6 protein-coding genes are annotated in these 2,784 nt (G+C 52.8%); 1 reads left to right on the top strand and 5 read right to left on the bottom strand.

Features of this window, described 5'->3' with window-relative positions:
• Nucleotides 1–129: 129 nt before the first annotated feature.
• Together tnpB and BJL95_RS19500 are read right to left on the bottom strand one after the other, a co-directional pair.
• Entirely contained in the window at nucleotides 130–480 is a 351-nt protein-coding gene (tnpB, locus tag BJL95_RS19505) for an IS66 family insertion sequence element accessory protein TnpB (protein WP_064031840.1), read from the bottom strand.
• A complete protein-coding gene (locus BJL95_RS19500; protein ID WP_254786668.1) occupies nucleotides 456–863 on the bottom strand; it encodes a transposase in 408 nt (135 codons plus the stop codon). Before BJL95_RS19500 ends, tnpB begins: the two co-directional genes overlap by 25 nt.
• Nucleotides 864–1,447: 584 nt before the next feature.
• Between BJL95_RS19500 and BJL95_RS24870 the strand changes: the two genes are divergently transcribed.
• Entirely contained in the window at nucleotides 1,448–1,852 is a 405-nt protein-coding gene (locus BJL95_RS24870; protein WP_139306345.1) for a hypothetical protein, read from the top strand.
• On the opposite strand, the gene BJL95_RS19490 is transcribed toward BJL95_RS24870, so the two are convergent.
• From BJL95_RS19490 to BJL95_RS24865, 3 genes are all read right to left on the bottom strand, one after another.
• Nucleotides 1,849–2,175, bottom strand: coding sequence for a hypothetical protein (locus BJL95_RS19490; RefSeq protein WP_071160365.1), 327 nt, complete (start codon nucleotides 2,173–2,175; stop codon nucleotides 1,849–1,851). The genes BJL95_RS24870 and BJL95_RS19490 overlap by 4 nt on opposite strands.
• Entirely contained in the window at nucleotides 2,175–2,453 is a 279-nt protein-coding gene (locus BJL95_RS24220) for a YceK/YidQ family lipoprotein (protein ID WP_083385911.1), read from the bottom strand. Before BJL95_RS24220 ends, BJL95_RS19490 begins: the two co-directional genes overlap by 1 nt.
• 58 nt (nucleotides 2,454–2,511) lie before the next feature.
• The coding region (locus BJL95_RS24865) for an excalibur calcium-binding domain-containing protein (RefSeq protein WP_139306344.1) at nucleotides 2,512–2,784 on the bottom strand (273 nt) is incomplete at its 5' end.

The raw sequence follows: 2,784 nt of genomic DNA, 5'->3' as shown, positions 1-2,784 counted from the left end.
CGCTCGACCGTCACCAACCGCAGTTGACTCGCCAGCCGTTGCTGCTCGGCCAGCAAGGCTTGGTAGTCTTCGGTGGACAGCGTGATGGTGGGCGTCATGCCGTTATTTTACCGGCTTTACATCCGCGTTTCAGCCTACTTGGGTATAGGTTCGTGCCGGATGCGGCCGCATCGCGGCCAAGTCAATACCGGCTAACAACCAGTGGAGTTGCTCGACCGTCAACGTCACAACTGCTGCCTCTTTCGGCCAGTGAAAACGGTCGGCTTCCAGCCGCTTGAGCATCAACCAAAAACCGGTGCGGTCCCACAACAGCAGTTTGATCCGATCCCGCCGGCGATTGCTGAACACGTAGATGGCCGGCTCGAACGGATTCAAGCCTAATGCCTGCTCAACCAGCAGCGCTAAACCATTGATGGCCTTGCGGCCGTCGACCGGCTCGCGGTGCAGGTAGACCTTCAATCCTGCGTCGAAACGAAACATGGCAGCTCGGCCAACGCCTTCAAAATCACCGGCAGGTCGCTCAGCTCGACAGGCTGTAACGCGAGTTTAACGCCGTTGGGCAACTCCGCACTGAGCGCTGACTCAGCCGGTTTCTCTGCGCTCAGCGACTGAACGGGCACAAAAGCCGGCAACGTTAATGGACTGTTCGGATTCGGATGTCCTGTTTCTCGGTAATGCCCCATCCACTTGCGCAGCAGATTGGCATTGATACCGTATTGCAGAGCGATCTTGGCAACCGATGTGCCCGAATGCAAGCAAACTTTCACTAGCTCCCGCTTGGCTTCCGGATCATAAAGGCAACGGCCGTCTCGCCCGTGCCCCACGATTAATGGCCGCGATAATCGCGTGTTATGCTCCTTCATAGGTGTCCACCTGATTATAAGTGGACACTATCTTCGTTCCTTTCGAGCTGTTTATACAGATGCTGTTAAAGGACCGCTTACAAAATAACAACCGCCTTTGAGGCGGTGTCGGCGATATTCTGTCATATCGCATTTACCGGCGCTTCGATTGATGGGTTTCGCTTCGCTCTACCCATCCTACTGTCGGCCATTGGCTCACCCCCGGTCATAGGATACCCCCCTGTCGGTTGTCTCCTATAGGTCATTTGCATCAATTCGCCATTCCCAAAAGCCGTCATTCACTACTGGCGTAATAGTATCGGAATCGATGGCCGACTTTTGGCTGAAACCGGCGGCCGCTCTGCGACCGGAATGCCTGGCAGTTTTGAAGTCGGAATCGCCGGCGGGTTTGATCGGAATATGCAAGAGTCCTATCGAAGCCTGAACGGCAACATACTTGCCGCTGTAAATGAAAATCCCCGTCCGTCCCGCTTTTTGCCTTGCGTTTATTGCTCGGAGCGTTGCTCGCAACTCTTTTAGTATTACGGGAATCACTATTTGCCTTGCCCGCAAGGCTTTTAGTGTTACGCACAAGGCTCGGAGCCTTGCGTTTATTGCTCGGAGAATTGCGCGCAACTCTTTTAGTGTTGCGGGAATCACTTTTTGCCTTGCGCACAAGGCTCGGAGCCTTGCGTGTATTGCTCGGAGCGTTGCGCGCAACTCTTTTAGCATTACGGGAATCGCTATTTGCCTTGCCCGCAAGGCTCGGAGCCTTGCGTGTATTGCTCGAAGCGTTGCGAGAATCACTTTTAGTGTTGCGGGATAGACTTTTTGCGTTGCGATCGAGACTGGGAACCGCGTTAATTGCCGGATTCGCGTTGAAAGCGCTGCTCCGGCGGCCAACCCGATACCCAATCAGCGGTCGCGGCGTGGTTAAAACGGTTTGCGGCGAGTCGGGCCGGCCGGGCTCGCCGCGTAATGCAGGATTTTCGGCGATCGGCAGTCCTTAAGTAGCCGCTTTCGGTTTAGCGCCGCGATTAAAACGGACCGACATTGCTTGCCGCAGCGTTTCCAACGCGGCGCCCTTGCCGGCAATCTTTAACGAGGCATAGGCATCCAAACTAAAATTGTAAATATCGCTGCCCAGGGCCATGTCGGTATCCTCGCCGCGACTCAACAAATCCCGCAAGCGATGCAGGCGCGGGCGTAATTGATCCAGCGCGGTAAAATCGGCCACGGCTTCGTTGACATCCAGGCTGGGCGGCAGCGCTTGCGGATTTTGACCGGAGACGATTAGCGTCTGCCGACAAAACGCTTCAGTCTTATCGCCCATCAGTGAAAAATCTCCGCACTGATCGCTAACGGTAAAAACACTGAATCCATTGCAAAGCTAAAAGGCAGATCAACGAGCGGATAGCTTGGTGGTTCAGCCTTTAATTTTCGGATAGTCGCATTGTCGTTTTCTAACGCTGCCCAATTCAGCCGAGTGCCGCAGTAGATGAATACGCGCTCATACAACGGAACTTCGGCATTTAAGCTCTTGAACGTTGCGCAGCCGGACAGTCCCACACTGCAAAAAACACAGATGACGATATTCTCGAATGTTTTCAACTTATTCCTGTCATATGATTGCCTTCAACCTGCCATTCAGCTTATCACGTCAAATAAGCTAAAACTGTTGCTCACAAGGAATGCCGTCATTGTCACCGTCCATCTTCGTACCAGGGCAATTCCGGAGATAAAAAACAGCTTCCTCATACGACCCCATTTCCAAACAATACACCTTACCTTGACACTGAAAATGTTGAATGGGTTTTTCGGGTTCAGCAATTGGCAATACCGGCTGACCACTAGAGCCATTTTGATTCGCAAACTTGCTGAAGATTGCAACGGCTGCGAGTACAAATAGAACTGGAATAAATCTATATCCTGATTTCTTATA

The organism is Methylomonas sp. LWB (assembly GCF_001856095.1).
GTDB lineage: Bacteria > Pseudomonadota > Gammaproteobacteria > Methylococcales > Methylomonadaceae > Methylomonas > Methylomonas koyamae_A.
The sequence above is the reverse complement of the archived record's forward strand: the minus strand, read 5'-3'. Positions and strand labels throughout refer to the sequence as shown.